Below are 15,732 nucleotides of genomic sequence, written 5' to 3' on the forward strand. Positions count from 1 at the left end.
TCCAAAAGAGAAGTAACCAAGAGAAAACGACACCCCGCTTGGCGCTTGCCGGGCATCCTGCCCGGCAAGTCCGTGAGGTCCGGCCGGGTTTTTCGACCGGACTCCTGTCCGGGCGAAAAAGGATCGGCATCCCTGCCGATCCCCCTGCGGGCCTGTCGTCCGTTCCTCACCGCCGCACAGGGGCCCCGGTGGAGCGGCGCGCATCCTGCGCGCACTCCGGGAAGAGCTCGATCAAAAGCAAAGACGGAAACAGCAGAGTCAAGATCAGAAGCACAAACGAGCGAAAAGCTGGCGCGAACGGGATTTTGGGGAAACGACAAAACCATGTGCTCTTCCGCTTTCGCAGCGGCGCAGCCGTTGCGCACCGAGTGCGGGCCAGGATGGCCCGCTGCTCTACCCGGGGCCCCTGTGCGGCGGTGAGACGGGGACGACAGGCCGCGCAGCGGGAGTCGACAGGGAGGTCGACTCCTTTTCGCCAGGGCAGGATGCCCTGTCGAAAAGCCCGGCCCCGGCTCACGGACTTGCCGCCCACGGATGGGCGGCAAGCGCCAAGCGGGGTGGCCTTCTCTTTTGGTTACTTTTCTCTTGGCCACACAAGAGAAAAGTGACTCGGGCGCCAACGGCGCACGAAAGCTCTTCGCAGCTGACCAGCCTTCGACAAACGTCCCCGCGAGCACCCGCCCCTCATCCCAACCTTCTCCCCGACGGGGAGAAGGGGCGAAGGTGCCGTGCGGGTTCGCTAGTACGCACGGTGCGGCAAGCTTGCCCGGATCGCGATGCAGATGGCTCACGTGTAGAAACTCCCCGCCAACGTACCCAGCAGCAGCGTCCACCCATCCACCAGCACGAACAGCATGATCTTGAACGGCAGCGAGATGATCATCGGCGACACCATCATCATGCCCATCGACATCAGCACGCTGGCCACCACCAGATCGATGATCAGGAACGGGATGAACAGCAGGAAGCCCATCTGGAACGCGGTCTTCAACTCGCTGGTGAGGAACGCCGGCATCGCCACCTTGAACGGCACATCGGCCTTGCTGGCATAGGGCTTTTCCTTCGCCAGCCGGGTGAACAACTGCAGATCGGCTTCACGGGTCTGGTCGATCATGAAACGCTTGAACGGTGCGGACGCGGCCGGCAGCGCCTGCTCGGCGGTGATCTGGCCGTCCATATACGGTTTCACGCCGTCGTCGTAGGCGCGCGTAAGCACCGGCGACATCACGAACAGCGTGAGGAACAGCGCCAGCCCCAGCAGCACTTGGTTCGGCGGCGTCGATTGCGTGCCCAGCGCCTGGCGCAGGAAGCCGAGCACGATGATGATGCGAGTGAACGAGGTCATCATCAGCGCGATCGCCGGCAGCAGCGTCAGCGCCGTCATCAGCGCCAGCACCTGCAGCGACATCGTCCAGTTCTGGCCGCCCCCGGGCACGCTCTGCACGTTCACCAGCGGAATGCCCGGCGGCGCCGCCAGCGCTGCCAGCGGCAGCACTAGCAGCAGCACGGCAATGATCCAGCGCCAGGCCTTCATGAGCCGCGCTTCCAGCGGGCCAGCAGCTCGCCGAACGCCGGTATCGGCGCCGCGGCAGGCTGTTCCGCGGCAGCCGTTTCGACCAGCGCGCCATCGTAGACGTGCAGTGTGCGCATGCCGCCAGGGCCCATGCCGATCAGCAGGCGCTTGCCGTCGGCGTCCAGCAGCAGCAGACGATCGCGCGCGCCTACCGCAAATGTTTCCACGCAGCGGATGCGCCGCCCGGCTGCGCCAGGGCGCCGCTGCATGCGGCGAGTCAGCCAGCCGGCCGCCAGGATCAGGCCGATGATGCCGACCAGACTCAACACGACGCGCACCAGTTCGCCGGCCGCGTTGAACTCCGGCGCGGCCGCGGGCGCCGCGGCGAGCATGAAGGCCAGGGTGACCATCAGCGCAGCTTTCGCACACGTTCGGCCGGGCTGATCACGTCGGTCAGGCGGATGCCGAACTTCTCGTTGATCACCACCACTTCGCCATGCGCGACGAGCGTGCCGTTGACGAACACATCCAGCGGCTCGCCGGCGGCGCGATCCAGCTCCACCACCGAACCCTGGTTCAGCTGCAGCAGATTGCGGATGCTGATGCGGGTACGCCCGACCTCCATCGCCAGCGTCACCGGCACATCGAGGATCATGTCGAGGTTGACGTCACCGGCGTCCGCGACGGCACCATGCAGCGGGTCGAATTGAACGCGTTCGCCGGCGTCGGCGAAGGCACCATCAGTGGACTGGCTCATACGGGACTCTTCTCTCTGGAATGGTCGCCAGCCGTGCGCCTTTCGCGCCGGCCAGCCTGGACATGGAAACGTACGGCGTTGCGGCCGTTGGACTGGCCGTAGCGGCCGCGAAATACAGGTACATCCTCGGCGTAGACGGTGGCCAGCTCGGGCAGCTGAACCGGAATCACGTCGCCCGGGCGCAGATGCAGGAACTCGCCGAGACTCAGTTGCTTCTCCAGCAGCAGCGAGCTCAGGCCCACTTCTGCATCGAGCACTTCTTCATGCAGCATCTCGGCCCAGCGGTCGTCGCGGTCGACGCGGTCGCTCTGCACGCCGGCGTCGAGCAGGTTGCGGATCGGCTCGACCATCGCGTACGGCAAGGTCAGGTTGATGTCGCCGCCGCCGCCGTCGAGCTCGACATGGAAGCGCGAGACCACCACCGTCTCGGTCGGGCTGACGATGTTGGCGAACTGCGGGTTGATTTCCGAACTCAGGTATTCGAACTGCAGGTCCAGCACCGGCGCCCATGCCTCGGACATCGCGCCGAACAGTGCATCCAGCATGATCTGGATCACCCGGTTCTCGGTGGCGGTGAAATCACGGCCCTCGATACGCGCGTGGAAGCGGCCATCGCCGCCGAAGAAGTTGTCGATCACGGTAAACACCAGGCGCGGCTCGAACAGCACCAGCGCGGTGCCGCGCAGCGGCTTGATGCGCACCAGGTTGAGGTTGCTGGGCACCGCCAGGCCATGCACGTACTCGGCAAACTTCACCATCTTCACGCCAAGCACGGAGACCTCGCAGGTCTTGCGCAGCACGCTGAAGATGGCCGTGCGGAAGAATCGTGCGAAGCGGTCGTTGACCATTTCCAGCGTGGGCAGCCGGCCGCGCACGATGCGGTCCTGCTGGGTGAAGTCGTAGGAGATCACCGCATCGGCGGGCAACGGCTCGTCGTTGCCGGTGCTCACCGAGCCGCCGGCGACGCCATCGAGCAGTGCGTCGATCTCGTCCTGGGAAAGCAGGTCGCTCATGGGCGCGGCTTCCTCATCACTGCATCACGAAACTGGTGAAATACAGCGCATCGATGCCGGGGCGGCCGAGCCGTGCCTGGACAATCTTGCGCACCGTGGCAAGCGCCTGCTCCTGCAGTTTCTGGCGGCCGGCGGCGTCGCTGATGATCGAGAATTTCTGGTTGCTGAACAGCGCCACCAGACCGTCGCGCAACACCGGATCGGCGCCCTTGGCCACGTTGATCGCATCGGGGTCGTGCGACATCAAAGTGACCCCGACCTGCAGATAGCGCAGCGATTCGTCGTCGCGAAAATTCACCACGAAGGCGGGTTCGAGCGGCAGATAGAGTTCGGCCTTGCTGATGTCTACAGCGGCAGCCTTAGTATTGCCGGCGTGCGCGGTCCGATGTGACTGCCACAGATACCCGCCCGCACCCAGCGCCAACAACGCCACCACGCCGATCACCAGCGGCATGCGGCTGCGGCGCTCCACCGGCGCGTCCGATACCACCTCGGGCTGTTCTTCGTCGACCATGAAACTTCGTCCTTCATTGATGCGTAAGCGCGTCTGTCGACGTGCTCAGTTGTTGGGAGGCGCGTCTGATACCGCGCCAAGCAACAAATGCAATCCGCGTGCCATCGTTGAAATACGTTGCTGCTGCTGGATTTGCTGCCTTCGCGAGCGCATCGGACGGAAGCTCGCGGCGCTTTCTTGACGCCCGCCGGCGCGCCGTCGCGACGCGATCACGGCGACGCCGGCGAGTGCACGGATGCGCGCGGGGCATCGGCTTGCGGCTGGCCGTCTGAGAAATTCTTGCGTGGGTGGACCGGCGCGCCATGGCGCCGTAAGGATCAGGCGAACGCGTCGAGCAGACCGATCTGACCCAGTGCCGTGGTGCCGATGGTGTGGATCTCGCCCGGTTCGTCCAGCGTCGTGCTGCCCGCACCCGCGGCCTGGCCTTGGCGATCGCCCCTATCGTGCTGGCCGACTTCGGCGTGGCCCAGCGAAAGGCCGTGTTGCGCCAGCATGTGATCGAGCTGCGGCAGGCTCTGCTGCACCGCCGCCACTGCGCCGGGATGCTGCGCGCTGAACACCACGTCGACTCTGCCGTGCGTCACGCTGACCTGCACGTCGAGCGAGCCCAGCTCTTCAGGGTGCAACCGGATCCGCGCCTGCTTGATGTTCTGATTTCCCAGCCAGGCAATCTGCTGGCCCAGATCCTGGGCAAAGCCCTGGCTGCCCACCGGCGATGGCAGGTGCAATACCGGCGACGTCGCGGGAGCGGCAGGTGCCGGCGGGGCGGACAGCGCTATCGACGACGACGCATCAGTCGGAGAGACATCCTTTGCCGTCGTGGCGATCGGCGGCAGGTCGTTCGCCGCGATCAACATGCCGGGCACCGGATTGGCGGCTGCTGTCGTTGCGCCGGTGGCGTCGCCGAGCAGCAGCATCGCCGTCTGCGCATCCGTCGCCACGGTTTTGCCGGCCTGCCCGAGCACGTCGGTCGCGCCGACAGCGGCAGCGGCGGGCCGCAACGCGCCCGCGCCGATCAGGGCCAGCATGGCGCCGGCCAGCGCGGAAGCGGCATGGCCGTCCACTTCGGCGGTGTCGCTCGGCGCCTTTGCGTCCGCCGCACCGGCTTCGGCAACCTCGGCTACCTGCGCCATGGGCAACGCCGACGCGGTCGGCGCGGCTGCCGGCACGGTCGCCGGCGTTTTTGCCAAGGCTACCGTCGACGAGTCCTGCGGATCGGTCGACGACGATGCGTCTGTTCGATGGTTATTCGGTGTGTGCGGTTTCGAACCGGGCGCGCGAGCGTTCGACCCGGTCGAGGCGGGCTCGGAATCGCGCGGTGCGGTGCGCTGCCTGGCGGCATGCAGCTGGCGATCGAAATGCGCCGGCGCGGCCGGGTTTTGCGCACCGCCGGCGGGCGTGCTGCGCGGAGGCGGCACAGAGGCAGGGGTGGAACCAACGGCGTGGGCGGTCATGACGTGGTCGCTCCTTCAATGTATGGATGGGCGGCGTAGCAGCCGGCGCGAGGCATTCATCGCAACCGCCGGTGCTGCATGCGCTCGTCGACTTCGGCCTGTTCGTGCCGGTCTTCGGCACGGCGCTCGTGTTCGAGGTGTTGCGCGACGACGCTGTCGAGCGCGCTCTCGCGCGCATGGGAGCGCTTCCACTGATCCCGCACCTGTTCCAGCTGACGGGCCTGGCGGACGATCTCGGCAGTCTGCTGCACGATGGCCTGATCGATCCGTTCGATGAAGGTCTGCCGGTTGAGCAGCGCCGCCACGCTCAGGGCTCCCGCACCGCTTGTCGCGTACTCCTGCCGATAACGGCGCAACTCGCTCAGCTGGTGCTCGGCCTTGGCCAACAGCTGCTGCTGCGTGGCCAGCTTCAACAAGGCTTCCTCGCTGCGCTGGCGCGCCTGCTCCACCGCCGGTTGCAATTGCCTGGCGCGCGAATTCATCCGGCCACCTGCCCGGCCAGTTCGGCCAGATGGGCGATCGCCACCTCGAGCGTCATCGGTTCGTCCACTTCCTGCAGCAGGAACGCGCGCAGCTGCGGCCACATCTCGATCGCCTGATCCACCTGCGGATCGGAGCCTTTCTGGTACGCGCCCACCGCGATCAGGTCGCGCTGCTGGCGATACGCCGAATAGACCTGGCGAAAACGTTGCGCGGAACGCAGATGCTCGCGCGTCACTACCGCCGGCATCACGCGGCTGATCGACGCCTCGATGTCGATGGCCGGGTAATGGCCGGCCTCGGCCAGATCGCGCGACAACACGATATGGCCGTCCAGAATCGCCCGTGCCGCATCGGCGATCGGGTCGTGGCGATAATCGTCGCCTTCGGTCAGCACGGTGTAGAACGCGGTGATCGAACCGCGTCCCTCGGCATCGTTGCCGGCGCGCTCGACCAGTGCCGGCATCATCGCGAATACCGACGGCGGATAGCCCTTGGTCGCCGGCGGCTCACCGATCGCCAGCGCGATCTCGCGCTGCGCCTGGGCGTATCGGGTCAGCGAATCCATCAGCAGCAGCACACGCTGTCCGCGATCGCGAAACCACTCGGCGATGGCGGTGGCGTATTGCGCACCGCGCAGTCGCTTGAGCGGCGGCGCATCGGCCGGTGCGGCAACGATCACCGCGCGCCGGCGGCCCTCCTCGCCCAACGTGTGTTCGACAAATTCCTTCACTTCGCGGCCGCGCTCGCCGATCAATCCGACCACCACCACGTCGGCGTTGGTATAGCGGGTCATCATGCCCAGCAAGGTCGACTTGCCGACGCCGGAACCGGCGAACAGGCCCAGTCGCTGGCCGCGTCCCACGGTGAGCAGTGCATTGATCGCGCGCACGCCGACATCCAGCGGCGCGTCGATCGGCTTGCGTGCCATCGGGTTGATCGGCTCGCGCTTGAGCGCGGCATGCTCGTCCGAATCCAGCGGGCCCAGCCCATCCAGCGGCACGCCATCGGCGCCGATCACCCGGCCCAGCAAGCCCATGCCGACCGGCAGGCCGCCGCTGTGCACGCACGGGCGAACCCGTGCATTGGGCAGCACGCCATGCATGTCGCCCACCGGCATCAGCAGCAGGCGTTCGTCGGCAAAGCCGACTACTTCGGTTTCGAGTTTTGCGCCGTCAGCCGTATCGACCAGGCAACGCGCGCCGAGTGCGGCCTCGCAGCCTTCGGCTTCCAGGGTCAGGCCGACCACGCGGCGCAGGCTCCCCTCCACCGTCAGCGTGCGCGCCACCTCGGCCCGCGCACTGCGCCGTGCCAGCTGCTGCTGCCAACGCGCCTGCCGTGCGGCAAGAGTCGCCTCGGCGGTCATGCGCCACAGTCCGGTCGGGAAATGCGCGGGGTGTTGTTCATTCGTCGGATCCGCCGGCGTCGTCGCCGAGCACGGCATCGATGATCGCGGCCAGGCGGGTTTCCACCCGTCCATCGAGCCGCGAACGCGCGCTTTCCAGTTGGCAATCGCCGCGTGCCAGCGCGGGGTCGGCCAGCAGCTGCCAATGACTTTCCGCCGCGCCGAGTTCCTGCAACAAGGCCAGGTCATCCGGATGCACATGCACGCGCAGCTCGCGAGTGGCCGCGGGCAGCGCGCTGGCCGCCTGGCGTACGGCGTTCGCGATCAGTCCCGGCGCCAGCTTCAGCTCGTGCACGATCACCCGGCTGGCCACGATGGTCGCCAGCCGGGCCAGCTCCTGTCCGGTCTGTTCGTCGAGTATCTGCAGCGGCCGCGCGGCGGCCTCGTACAACGCATCGAGCTGGGCCATGCGCTGGCGCAACTGCACTTGCGCTGCGGCCATGCCCTCGGCCTGGCCGGCGGCATAGCCTTCGTCGCGCGCCTGCTGTTCCAGCGCGGCCAGTTCGTGCACGGTGGGTGGAGGCGGCGTATTGGCCGCTTTCGGTGCGATCGACTGGGTGCCCACGTTGGGCAGCTCCCAGCGCTGGAAATCCTGTGCCAAGGTGTGGCTCGCGGCAGCCATCAGACGAACTCATCCCCGCCGCTGGCGAGGCTGAGCTGGCCGGCGTCGGAAAGTTTGCGGGCGATCGCCAGCACCTCTTTCTGAGCGGCGTCGACCTCGCTCAGACGTACCGGCCCCTTCACTTCGAGATCGTCGCGCATCATGTCGGCGGCACGCTTGGACATGTTGGCGAAAATCTTTTCGCGGATCTCCGGCTCGGCGCCCTTCAGCGCCGTGATCAAGGTGCCCGAAGGCACTTCGCGCAGCAGCGTCTGCATGCCGCGGTCGTCCAGTTCGGCCAGGTCCTCGAACACGAACATCAGGTCCTCGATGCGCCCGCCCAAGGCATCGTCGTGACTGCGGATGGCGGTCATCAGCTCGGCTTCGCGGCTGCCTTCCATCGCGTTGAGGATGTCCGCGGCGGCCTTCAGGCCACCCACGTTGGCGGATTTGAGTTTCTTGTTGTTGCCCGAGAACTGGCGTTCCATGATTTCGTCCAGTTCGTTCAGCGCATGCGGCTGCACGCCGTCCAGCGTGGCGATGCGCATCACCGCATCGGAGCGCACGCGGGGCGGCAGGTAGCCGATCACCTCGGCCGCCTGGTCGGGCTCGAGGTGCGCCAGCACCAGCGCGATGATCTGCGGGTGTTCCTGGTTGATCATCTCGGCGATGGCGCGGCTCTCCATCCACTTCAGCGATTCCAGTCCCTTGCTGCTGCGCCCCAGCAGGATGCGGTCGATCAGGCCGCCGGCCTTGTTCTCGCCCAGCGCGTTGACCAGGATCTTGCGGATGTATTCCTCGGTGCCGACACCGAGCGAGGTCTGCCGACCCATGTCTTCGTTGAGCTTCTCCAGCGCGTGTTCGACGTGTTCTCGCGACACGCTGGAGAGAGCGGCCATCGCGGTGCCGACGGCCTGAACATCGCGTGCGCTGAGATGCTTCAGCACCTCGGCGGCGTCTTGCTCGCCCAGCGTGAGCAACAGGATCGCTGCGCGTTGTGCGCCGTTGATGGGCGCGTCGGACCGGTTAGTTGCCATCTTCGCTCACCCAGTTCTTCACGACCTGTGCCACCTGTTTGGAGTTTTCGCCCACCATCCGCCGGGCCTGGCCGATGCGTTGCTCGTACGCGAGCGTCGGCACGGCGCCGGCGAGCCGGGCCGGTTCGTTGGCGGCGGGTTCGTCATCGACTCTCACCGAGATCTTCGGCATCGGCGTGGGCAATGCACGCGCGGTTTCGCCCCGCGCCAGTCCCTTCAGCAGCGGACGCAGCAGGCCGAACGCCACCAGCAGCGCAATCAGCACACCGAGACCTTGCTTGATCAGATCCATCGCGCCGGGCCGATCCCACAGCGGCGTCTCCGGCAACGCATCGGGTACGGCGCCGTGATGGAAAGCCTGATTCACCACGCTGACGCTGTCGCCGCGGTCGGCATTGAAACCCACAGCGTTCTTGGTCAGCTCGGTCAGCCGCTGCAACTCCTGCGCACTGAACGGCACCGCCTTGTTCTCGGTCGCCGTCGACGAGCTGCCGGCCGGTGCGGCGGCGGGATTGACCAGTTTGTCGTCCAGCACGACCGCCACAGTGAGGCGGGCCAGCCGGCCGGCCGGATCGCTGACATGGCTGATGGTGCGATCAAGCTCGTAATTGCGTGTGGCGCTGCTGGAGCTGTCACCCGAATTGGTCGTGCCGGTGGCGGCCGTGCCGCTGGTTGCCGTCGCCTTGCCGGCGTCGGGCTTGGCTGCCGTCGGCTGCGCCACCAGGGAAGGCGGCTGGTTGCTCAGTGCGCCGGGCACGCCGCCGACAGCGGCCGCGCCGCCGCCGTGCTGATCGCTGCTGGTCTGCTCGCTGCGCAGCGAAGGATGATCGTGGCCGAAGGTCTCGGTGGCTTTCTCGCTCTGGCTGAAATCCAGATCCGCATATACCTGCGCGCGCACCCTGCCGGGACCGACCAGCGGCGTCAGCAGGTCTTCGATGCGCTGGGCATAGGTGTTCTCGATCCGCGTTGTCATGCGCAGGCGGTTGTCGTCCACCGCGCCCGGGCTGTCCGGATCGCTGGTGAGCAACTGGCCTTGCTGGTCGATCACGGAAACCTGGCGCGCGTCCAGGTCCGGCACGCTGGCGGACACCAGATGCACGATCGCCGCCACCTGGCCCGCATCGAGCTGGCGTCCCGGATACAGCGTGACCAGTACCGATGCGCTGGCCTCGCGGTTGTCGCGGACGAAGGCCGACGGCTTGGGCAATGCCAGATGCACTCGTGCGGCGCGCACCGATTGCAGCCCACCGATGGTAGTTCCCAGGTCGGTTTCGAGCAGCTGCTGATAGCGCGTGCGCTCGGCCAGATCGCTCATGCCGAACGGTGAATCGGCGGCTGGCAGCGTACTGCTGGCGGCACTGCCCTGGGGCAGTCCCTTGGCGGCCAGCTTCAGCCGCAGTGCTGCCAGGTCTGCGGCCGGCGCCATGATCGACGAGCCGTCGGCACTCAATTGGTAAGCGGTGTTGGTGGCCTGCAGCTCCTGCGCGATGGCCGCGGCATCCTTCTGTTCCAGGCCGGAATACAGCAGACCGTAGTTCGGTCCGCGCGACCACAGCACCACGGCCACACCTAGCGCCACTGCCGCGGCTATCGCCACCAGCAGCACGAGCTGGCGCATCGCCGGATTGCGGGCGATCTGCTTGAAGGGATCCAGGCGCGAACCGTTGTTGCCGGTCGTCGCGATGGCGTTGTCTGCCATGGTGCTGCTCGTTTGCTAAGGGCTGAGTCGAGGTCGACGCAAAGCGTCAGACCGGCATGTTCATGATGTCCTTGTACGCATCGACCAACTTGTTGCGTACCTCGACCATGGTGCGCAGCGAAAGATCGGCCTTCTGTATCGCGATCATCGTGCGGCCGAGATCCGCACCGGCATCGCCGCGCTCGAAACTCGCGGCCATGTTGCCCGCCTCCATCTGGCTGCGGCCCACGGCGGAAATCGATTGCTTGAGCACGGCAGAGAAATCCGGCTGCGCGCTGACCGGCGCTGCCTTGAACGCGGTTTCCGGCATGCGCACCTGCGCCGACATCTGGCGCATCTGGGAAAGCAGGTTGTTGACGTCGATCGTGCTCATGTCGATTGCCTCATGACGGAATCCCGGCGCGTGACGGGTTTACAGTGGTAAAAGCACGAGCCGTGCCAGCGGGATGCGGAGAAAAACAACGCGGCAAGACCATGAGCGAGGCGAACCGCGCCGTGCGTATCGCACCACCAGGGATTGCGGCGCCACTGAACCCGCATGTGAAAACTCGCATGTGGATCAGGCCGCGAGACCGTTCTGCAAACCGTACTTGCGCAGCTTTTCCACCAGGGTGGTGCGCTGCATGTGCAGCAGGCGCGCTGCATGCGCCACCACGCCGCCGGTGACATCCAGAGCCTGGCGGATCAAGCCCACCTCGATGTCGGCCAGGTGATCCTTCAGGTCCAGTCCGTTCTCAGGCAGCATGCGCTGCGATTCGGATACCGGATGCAGCGTGCACTCGCCCAGCTGCATCTCGTCTTCCATCAGCGCCAGCAGCGCCGCGCCATGCACCTCATCACCAGCATGCTGGCCACGATATTTTTCAGGCAAGTCGCTGCTGCGCACTTCACCGTGCGGAAACAGGATCGCCATGCGCTCGACCAGATTGGAAAGCTCGCGCACATTGCCCGGCCAGGCGTGGGCACGCAGCGATTGCATCGCGCCGGCGCTGAAACGCACCACCCCCAGTCCCCGGCGGGCCAGCCGCTGATTGAACTCGGTGATCAGCAGCGGCAGATCCTCCAGCCGCTCGCGCAGCGACGGCAACTCGAGCGGAAACACGCTGAGGCGGTAGAACAGATCTTCACGGAAGCGGTCGTTGGCGATCGATTGCTCCAGGTTGCGATGGGTCGCCGCGATGATGCGGACGTCGCAGCGCTGGGTCTTGTTGCCGCCAACCCGTTCGTAGGCGCGCTCCTGCAGCACGCGCAACAGCTTCACCTGCATCGGCAGGCTCATGTCGCCGATCTCGTCGAGGAACAAAGTGCCGCCCTCGGCCATTTCAAAGCGACCCTTGCGTGCCGTGATCGCACCCGTGAAGGCACCCTTTTCGTGGCCGAACAACTCGCTCTCCAGCAGCTCGGCCGGAATCGCACCGCAGTTGATCGCCACGAACGGCTTGTCCCGGCGCGGCGAAGCTTCATGGATGGCACGCGCCACCATCTCTTTGCCGGTGCCCGATTCGCCCAGCACCAGCACGCTGGAATCGAACGGCGCCACCTGGCGGATCAACGCATTGACGCGAACCATCGGCGCCGAGTTGCCGACAAAACGCAACCCGCTGGACTGATTGCCGAGCAGGCGCGCATAGATGTTGCGCATGGCCTCCACCATCTTTCCGTAGCTCAGTGGAAACGCCAGCATCGCCAGCCGTGCCGCAAATGGCGAGGTCGGCGCGCTGAAGCGTTCGGCCCACGGCGAATCCTCGGCCAGCAGTACCGGTACGTGGGCGGCCGTGGCGCCGAGCATCGAGAACTGGCGCTCTGCTTCGGCCGCATCGTCGATGCCGCCGATATAGACCGCACGCCATGCGTGGGTGGATTCATCGATCTCGCTGCAGGTCGCTCCGTGTTGCGGTCGGTAGCCCAGGAAATGGAGTGCCGAGAGCATGGAGCTCGCCCGCGCCTCGTCGGACTCGATCACAAGAAAGTCGAATTTCTGCATCACTCTCTCCGTATTGCACATTTGGCAAACCCCATGCTTCCAGCGGGACTGCCTTTTCATCGTCGCCGACTTTCCGTCGCCGGCCTGATGAACCATGAGCAATAAGAGGGCCAGTTTTTTGGGTGATCGTGCCGACAAAACGTCACGTGCCGGAAAACCGAGGGCAGCGACCACACCGTCCATGCGCAAGCCATGCACGGAAATTCATCGTAACCATATGAAACAAAGGATTTTTTGTCGGAACACGTAACGTGATTTCGCGCCGGTGCCATGCGTGACGAGCGTCAAAGGAATCGCACGTCGATGCCCATATTTGCGAACTGCATCACACGACGAATGTCAACTTGATTCGCGTTCGGATCACGTCACATGAGGCAGCTGGCGTGCCTCTGCCACTTTGCGTCGGTGATGGCGAAAAACCAAACGCTCAATTGCGTCACCCAGCACGTCACTCAGCAATGTGAAGACGACGAACGTATGACCATCGTCGAATCGACGGGCTACTTGCGCGGGAAGTTCCAGCGGCAAACTGCGGCACAGATCGAAACGCAGGCGCAATATCACGGCGTCGCCGGGCGGCACCATGCCGGCAGGCAGCAGCGCACCGACGGCGTTGAAACGCAGCAGTTGCCGCGGCGGCAAGGTGCTGGAAGGCACCAGCAGCTGGTTGACGATATCCACCAGCGCAGTGAGCTTGGCATCCATGCGAAGCATTTCCTGCATCAGCGGGCTGTCGTCTTCGGCCAGATCAGCGCGACGCTCTTCCAGCGCGGCGATCGCCGCCAGCGTGTTGGCGTTGCGTTCGGCCAGCCACAGCATCTGCGCGTGCGGCGGCGGCCAGGCAAGCGGCTCGCAATCGACGTGCATGCTCTCTTCGACGCTCACGCGCTGCTCGAACTCGTCCCACCGATCGGTATTCATCGTGCCGCTCCACGCTATCTGGGCTATCTGCGCTATCTGCGGAAAGGGTATCCGCTGAAGATTCCGGAACCCGCCGCGCTGGACAGTTTCCGATGCCATGCAGGACGGGCCCGGGACAGCGCAATCCGCGACTGTCTCCGGGGACGGTCGAGGCCAGACTTACGCCCGCGCGTAAGCGGCGATCGCCTGGGCCCGGCCGTTTTCGCGCTGCCATTGCCGGGCAATGGCGTCGCGTGCCCGGCCCACCAGCGCCTGCAGCTCGCGATCGTACGCCAGAACCTCGCCCAGCTGGGCCTGGCTGACCGCATCGGCCGAATGCTGGCGAAGCAGCAGCGGTTCGCGCGTGGCTTCCAGACCGGCCACGCGTTCCCAATCCCCGGCCTGAGCGGCGGACAGCATCGACTGCGTGATGGCAAGCGCCTGCGCCAACGGCGATTCCGTCGTGGCCGGTATCGTGCTCACGCACCCACCGCATGCGCTGTGGGCGACGGCGCGATCTGCACCCAGCTGTCGCGCAGCTGCTGCAGCAACCGGCTGACCTCATCGAGGATTTCGGCGTCGTCGCGCAGGTTGGCCTGCAGCAGGCGACGGCTCATGTATTCATACAGCGAGTCGAGACGCTCGACCATCGCCGTGTCGACCTTGGGATCGAGGCTGTCGCGAAGCCCGCCGATGATTTCGATGCAACGCGAAATGGTCTCGCCCTTGGCGGCCACCTCGCCGCGCAACATGTGCGCGCGAGCCTTCACCAGCCGCTCGAGTGCACCATCCATCAACAGCGTGATCAGGCCATGCGGATCGGCCGACTCCACGCCGCCGTGCGAACAAACTTGCTGGTAGGCGCCTGCGCCGTAGCCGAATCCCATGACCGTGATCTCCTGCCTCGAGGTTTTGCGGATTACTTGTTGTTGTTGGTGTTGTTGAGCGCGGCGAACTGCTGCGTGAGATAGCTGCTGGTGCTGTTGAGCTTGCTCATCAACGTATCGAGCGCGGTGAACTGCGCCTGGTAGCGCGCGGTGAGATCGTCCATGCGACTGTTCAGCGCGGTCTGCTGGCTCGACAGATCCGTCAGCTGCTGGCTGAGGCTGGTGGTACGCCCTGCCAGCAGGCCGGAGTCGCCGACCCACGTACTCAGCGGTGTATTCAGTTTGGCGGCGAAGCCACCGGTGCCGGCGAACAGGTTGCCGACGGTCTTGCCGCCATCGGATAGCGCCGTGGCGAGCGTGCCGCTGTCCAGCTTCAAGGTGCCATCCACCTGCAGCGAGATGCCGATGGACGACAGGGTCGCGCCGTTCGCGGTGCCGCCGACGATGCTCGACAAGGTGCTGTTGATGCTGTTCAGCGTTGCGTCGCCGATCATCGCGCCGGCGGTTCCGCTGGTGGCGTCGTACTTGGTGAGGTTCTGGTAGATGCCCACGAAGCTGTTGTAGGTGCTGACCAGGTTGGTCAGCGCATTGGTGGCCTTGGAGGAATCGTTCGACACGCTGAGCGTGCTGCTGCCGACCTTGATGAGATTGAGCGTAAGACCGTTGATCGCCGTACTGACGGTATTGCTCGCGCTATTGGCGGGCAGTCCATCGATGGTGTAGTTCGCATCGCTGGCCGGGTTGATCACGCTCAGCGCATTGCCGCTCGATGCCGCCACGTCGTAATTCAACGCCGCCAGGCCGCCGTCGCCGCCGCTGCTGCTCACTTTGAAACCATTGGCCGCACCGGTCTGCGTGCTGCTCAACACCAGATGCGCGCCGTCGCTGCCGGTGACGATGGTCGCCGACACACCGGGGTTGTTGCTGGCCTTGTTGATCGCATCGCGCACGGCCGCCAGCGAGTTGTTGGTGCTGCCGAGCGTGAGGCTCATCGACTTGCCCGCCACCGTGAGGGTGAGCGTGCCGGTGCCCACTGCGGTGCTGGAACTGGCGAATGCGCCGGAAGAGGCCTTCAGCGAACTGGCCAACTTGCTGATGACGATGTTGTAGTTGCCATTGACCGCGGTGCCGTCGCTGCCTGCGCCGAGCACGGTGGTGTCGCCGCTGGTCACGGTGCGGCTGGCAAACGCGCTGCCGTCGCTAAGCGGAGCCATCGCCGACTGCAGTGCTGAAAGTGCTGCGCTGATCTGGCCCAGCGCGGAAAGCTGAGTATTGGCGGCAGCCGCCTGGTTGGTGATCTGATCCTGCTGCGGCGCCTTCTTGGCGGCCACCAGCTTGTCGACCAGCGAGGCGACATCGAGCCCGGAACCCACACCCAGTGAAGTCAATAAACCCGAGGTTGGTGTAGTGGAGCCTACGGTGATCGACATGAGCCTGGGTTCCCTTGAATAAGTGGAACGGCCGCGCTAGTGCACGGCCGTTCCGGGT

Annotated in this window: 17 protein-coding genes; all 17 read right to left on the minus strand. The window is 65.6% G+C overall.

Annotation, left to right across the window (positions count from 1 at the left end):
• Positions 1 to 787: 787 nt before the first annotated feature.
• The 17 genes from fliP to fliD all read right to left on the minus strand — a co-directional run bounded on the left by fliP (position 788) and on the right by fliD (position 15,674).
• Positions 788 to 1,534 carry a flagellar type III secretion system pore protein FliP gene (gene fliP / locus BUA26_RS03450; protein ID WP_072757888.1) on the minus strand — a complete coding sequence of 249 codons (747 nt, stop codon included), beginning with the start codon at positions 1,532 to 1,534 and terminating at the stop codon, positions 788 to 790.
• A complete protein-coding gene (locus BUA26_RS03455; protein ID WP_072757890.1) occupies positions 1,531 to 1,923 on the minus strand; it encodes a FliO/MopB family protein in 393 nt (130 codons plus the stop codon). Before BUA26_RS03455 ends, fliP begins: the two co-directional genes overlap by 4 nt.
• The gene (gene fliN, locus BUA26_RS03460; RefSeq protein ID WP_072757892.1) at positions 1,923 to 2,270 is read right to left on the minus strand and encodes a flagellar motor switch protein FliN; all 348 of its coding nucleotides are present in this window, start codon (positions 2,268 to 2,270) and stop codon (positions 1,923 to 1,925) included. The genes BUA26_RS03455 and fliN overlap by 1 nt, the downstream gene beginning before the upstream one ends.
• Positions 2,267 to 3,283 carry a flagellar motor switch protein FliM gene (fliM, locus tag BUA26_RS03465; RefSeq protein ID WP_072757894.1) on the minus strand — a complete coding sequence of 339 codons (1,017 nt, stop codon included), beginning with the start codon at positions 3,281 to 3,283 and terminating at the stop codon, positions 2,267 to 2,269. Before fliM ends, fliN begins: the two co-directional genes overlap by 4 nt.
• Positions 3,284 to 3,299: 16 nt before the next feature.
• Positions 3,300 to 3,797, minus strand: a complete 498-nt coding sequence (locus BUA26_RS03470) for a flagellar basal body-associated FliL family protein (protein WP_072757896.1) — start codon at positions 3,795 to 3,797, stop codon at positions 3,300 to 3,302.
• 317 nt (positions 3,798 to 4,114) lie between these two features.
• A complete protein-coding gene (locus tag BUA26_RS03475; protein WP_083572855.1) occupies positions 4,115 to 5,251 on the minus strand; it encodes a flagellar hook-length control protein FliK in 1,137 nt (378 codons plus the stop codon).
• Between the two features lie 56 nt (positions 5,252 to 5,307).
• Positions 5,308 to 5,733, minus strand: coding sequence for a flagellar export protein FliJ (gene fliJ, locus BUA26_RS03480; protein ID WP_072757900.1), 426 nt, complete (start codon positions 5,731 to 5,733; stop codon positions 5,308 to 5,310).
• Positions 5,730 to 7,097: a flagellar protein export ATPase FliI gene (fliI, locus tag BUA26_RS03485; protein WP_072759990.1), complete on the minus strand. Its 1,368-nt coding sequence runs from the start codon at positions 7,095 to 7,097 to the stop codon at positions 5,730 to 5,732. Before fliI ends, fliJ begins: the two co-directional genes overlap by 4 nt.
• 37 nt (positions 7,098 to 7,134) lie before the next feature.
• Positions 7,135 to 7,758, minus strand: a complete 624-nt coding sequence (locus BUA26_RS03490; RefSeq protein ID WP_072757902.1) for a FliH/SctL family protein — start codon at positions 7,756 to 7,758, stop codon at positions 7,135 to 7,137.
• Entirely contained in the window at positions 7,758 to 8,774 is a 1,017-nt protein-coding gene (fliG, locus tag BUA26_RS03495; RefSeq protein ID WP_072757904.1) for a flagellar motor switch protein FliG, read from the minus strand. The genes BUA26_RS03490 and fliG overlap by 1 nt, the downstream gene beginning before the upstream one ends.
• Positions 8,764 to 10,473, minus strand: coding sequence for a flagellar basal-body MS-ring/collar protein FliF (fliF, locus tag BUA26_RS03500; RefSeq protein ID WP_072757906.1), 1,710 nt, complete (start codon positions 10,471 to 10,473; stop codon positions 8,764 to 8,766). Before fliF ends, fliG begins: the two co-directional genes overlap by 11 nt.
• A 46-nt stretch (positions 10,474 to 10,519) precedes the next feature.
• Positions 10,520 to 10,846, minus strand: a complete 327-nt coding sequence (gene fliE, locus BUA26_RS03505) for a flagellar hook-basal body complex protein FliE (protein ID WP_072757908.1) — start codon at positions 10,844 to 10,846, stop codon at positions 10,520 to 10,522.
• A 186-nt stretch (positions 10,847 to 11,032) separates the two neighbouring features.
• The gene (locus tag BUA26_RS03510; protein WP_072757910.1) at positions 11,033 to 12,457 is read right to left on the minus strand and encodes a sigma-54 dependent transcriptional regulator; all 1,425 of its coding nucleotides are present in this window, start codon (positions 12,455 to 12,457) and stop codon (positions 11,033 to 11,035) included.
• Between the two features lie 360 nt (positions 12,458 to 12,817).
• The gene (locus BUA26_RS03515; RefSeq protein WP_072757912.1) at positions 12,818 to 13,378 is read right to left on the minus strand and encodes a PilZ domain-containing protein; all 561 of its coding nucleotides are present in this window, start codon (positions 13,376 to 13,378) and stop codon (positions 12,818 to 12,820) included.
• Positions 13,379 to 13,537: 159 nt separating this feature from the next.
• Complete coding sequence (gene fliT / locus BUA26_RS03520) at positions 13,538 to 13,840, minus strand: flagellar protein FliT (RefSeq protein ID WP_255368141.1); 303 nt, start codon at positions 13,838 to 13,840, stop codon at positions 13,538 to 13,540.
• Positions 13,837 to 14,244 carry a flagellar export chaperone FliS gene (gene fliS / locus BUA26_RS03525; RefSeq protein WP_072757913.1) on the minus strand — a complete coding sequence of 136 codons (408 nt, stop codon included), beginning with the start codon at positions 14,242 to 14,244 and terminating at the stop codon, positions 13,837 to 13,839. The genes fliT and fliS overlap by 4 nt, the downstream gene beginning before the upstream one ends.
• A gap of 32 nt (positions 14,245 to 14,276) precedes the next feature.
• Positions 14,277 to 15,674: a flagellar filament capping protein FliD gene (gene fliD / locus BUA26_RS03530; RefSeq protein ID WP_072757914.1), complete on the minus strand. Its 1,398-nt coding sequence runs from the start codon at positions 15,672 to 15,674 to the stop codon at positions 14,277 to 14,279.
• Between the last annotated feature and the right edge of the window lie 58 nt (positions 15,675 to 15,732).

The organism is Rhodanobacter sp. OK091, assembly GCF_900142825.1.
Lineage (GTDB): Bacteria > Pseudomonadota > Gammaproteobacteria > Xanthomonadales > Rhodanobacteraceae > Rhodanobacter.

What these genes read in the sequence shown, in the direction of transcription:
- fliP (WP_072757888.1), bottom strand. Translation starts at nt 1,534, where the DNA reads ATGAAGGCCTGGCGCTGGATCATTGCCGTGCTGCTGCTAGTGCTGCCG.
- BUA26_RS03455 (WP_072757890.1), bottom strand. Translation starts at nt 1,923, where the DNA reads ATGGTCACCCTGGCCTTCATGCTCGCCGCGGCGCCCGCGGCCGCGCCG.
- fliN (WP_072757892.1), bottom strand. Translation starts at nt 2,270, where the DNA reads ATGAGCCAGTCCACTGATGGTGCCTTCGCCGACGCCGGCGAACGCGTT.
- fliM (WP_072757894.1), bottom strand. Translation starts at nt 3,283, where the DNA reads ATGAGCGACCTGCTTTCCCAGGACGAGATCGACGCACTGCTCGATGGC.
- BUA26_RS03470 (WP_072757896.1), bottom strand. Translation starts at nt 3,797, where the DNA reads ATGGTCGACGAAGAACAGCCCGAGGTGGTATCGGACGCGCCGGTGGAG.
- BUA26_RS03475 (WP_083572855.1), bottom strand. Translation starts at nt 5,251, where the DNA reads ATGACCGCCCACGCCGTTGGTTCCACCCCTGCCTCTGTGCCGCCTCCG.
- fliJ (WP_072757900.1), bottom strand. Translation starts at nt 5,733, where the DNA reads ATGAATTCGCGCGCCAGGCAATTGCAACCGGCGGTGGAGCAGGCGCGC.
- fliI (WP_072759990.1), bottom strand. Translation starts at nt 7,097, where the DNA reads ATGACCGCCGAGGCGACTCTTGCCGCACGGCAGGCGCGTTGGCAGCAG.
- BUA26_RS03490 (WP_072757902.1), bottom strand. Translation starts at nt 7,758, where the DNA reads ATGGCTGCCGCGAGCCACACCTTGGCACAGGATTTCCAGCGCTGGGAG.
- fliG (WP_072757904.1), bottom strand. Translation starts at nt 8,774, where the DNA reads ATGGCAACTAACCGGTCCGACGCGCCCATCAACGGCGCACAACGCGCA.
- fliF (WP_072757906.1), bottom strand. Translation starts at nt 10,473, where the DNA reads ATGGCAGACAACGCCATCGCGACGACCGGCAACAACGGTTCGCGCCTG.
- fliE (WP_072757908.1), bottom strand. Translation starts at nt 10,846, where the DNA reads ATGAGCACGATCGACGTCAACAACCTGCTTTCCCAGATGCGCCAGATG.
- BUA26_RS03510 (WP_072757910.1), bottom strand. Translation starts at nt 12,457, where the DNA reads ATGCAGAAATTCGACTTTCTTGTGATCGAGTCCGACGAGGCGCGGGCG.
- BUA26_RS03515 (WP_072757912.1), bottom strand. Translation starts at nt 13,378, where the DNA reads ATGAATACCGATCGGTGGGACGAGTTCGAGCAGCGCGTGAGCGTCGAA.
- fliS (WP_072757913.1), bottom strand. Translation starts at nt 14,244, where the DNA reads ATGGGATTCGGCTACGGCGCAGGCGCCTACCAGCAAGTTTGTTCGCAC.
- fliD (WP_072757914.1), bottom strand. Translation starts at nt 15,674, where the DNA reads ATGTCGATCACCGTAGGCTCCACTACACCAACCTCGGGTTTATTGACT.